Source organism: Stenotrophomonas sp. YIM B06876 (assembly GCF_030711595.1).
Classification (GTDB): domain Bacteria; phylum Pseudomonadota; class Gammaproteobacteria; order Xanthomonadales; family Xanthomonadaceae; genus Stenotrophomonas.
Window position 1 is genome coordinate 1 of sequence record NZ_JAUJUJ010000231.1, and the last position, 1,259, is coordinate 1,259.

2 protein-coding genes are annotated in these 1,259 nt (G+C 68.9%); both read right to left on the minus strand.

Annotated elements, in window-relative coordinates:
* Positions 1 to 34 precede the first annotated feature (34 nt).
* Positions 35 to 943 (minus strand): hydroxymethylglutaryl-CoA lyase, encoded by a 909-nt coding sequence (locus tag QZH66_RS16330; RefSeq protein ID WP_305806931.1) that lies wholly within the window; start codon positions 941 to 943, stop codon positions 35 to 37.
* Between the two features lie 33 nt (positions 944 to 976).
* A partial coding sequence (locus QZH66_RS16335; RefSeq protein ID WP_305806932.1) for an NAD(P)-dependent oxidoreductase occupies positions 977 to 1,259 on the minus strand: 283 nt, incomplete at its 5' end.

Consider the following 1,259-nt stretch of genomic DNA (forward strand, 5'->3'; position numbering starts at 1 on the left):
CCCTCGGGCAGGTCTTTGAGTTCAGCGCCGCACATCAGCCGGCCCTCTTGTTCAGGATGGCCGTGGCGGCGCGCGAGTTCGGCTTGCGGCCCAGAAAATCGCTGATGTAGGCGCCCGCGTCGACGAGCTTGTCGAGGTCGACGCCGGTCTCTATGCCCATGCCGTGCAGCAGGTAGACCAGGTCTTCGGTCGCCACATTGCCGGTGGCGCCCTTGGCGTAGGGGCAGCCGCCCAGGCCGGCGACGGAGGACTGGAAGTTCCAGACCCCCAGCTCTAGCGCCGCCAGCGTGTTCGCCAGCGCCTGGCCGTAGGTGTCGTGGAAATGGCCCGACACCTCGTCGATGGCGAAATGCTGCAGCGCGGCCTCGATGGCGCGCTGCACTTTGCGCGGCGTGCCCACGCCTATGGTGTCCGCCACGTCCACACGCTGCACGCCTATGCCCTTCATCAAGCCGGCCAGGTAGGCCACGCGCTCGGGCGCGATCTCGCCCTCGTAGGGGCAACCCACGGTGCACGACATGGCGCCGCGCACATTAATGCCGGCGGCGCGCGCCGCCGCCACCACGGGCGCAAAGCGCTCGATGCTCTCGGCGATGCTGCAGTTGATGTTCTTCTGGCTGAAGGCCTCGCTGGCCGCGCCGAACACCACGATCTCGTCGGGCCGGGAAGCCACGGCGGCCTCGTAGCCCTGCAGGTTGGGCGTGAGCACCGAGTAGCGCACGCCGGCCTTGCGCTGGATGCCGGCCATGACCTGCGCGTTGTCGGCCATCTGCGGCACCCACTTGGGGCTGACGAAGCTGGTGACTTCGATCTCTGCCAGGCCGGCGTCCTGCAGGCGCTGCACCAGGCCGATCTTGACCTCGGTGGGCACGGGCGATTTTTCGTTCTGCAGGCCGTCGCGCGGGCCGACGTCGACCAGTTTGACGCGGGAGGGAATGCTCATGGGGGTGTCCTCAAATCAATAACAGCCGGCTTGTCAGTAGCCGCGCCCGGGGTCCACGATACCGGCCACGGCCTCGCCGCGCTCCAGGGCGGCGATCTTGCCCGCGATCTGCGCAATGCTTTCGCTGCGCAGCGTGCGCGCCGAGGTGTGCGGCGTGGCGGTGATTCTCGGGTGCGTCCAGAACGGGTGGCCGGCGGGCAGCGGCTCGGTGTGGAACACGTCGAGCGTGGCGCCGGCGAGGTGGCCGCTGCCCAGCAGCGCGATCAGGTCGTCGTCCACCAGGTGCGCGCCGCGCGCCACGTTGATGACGTAGCCG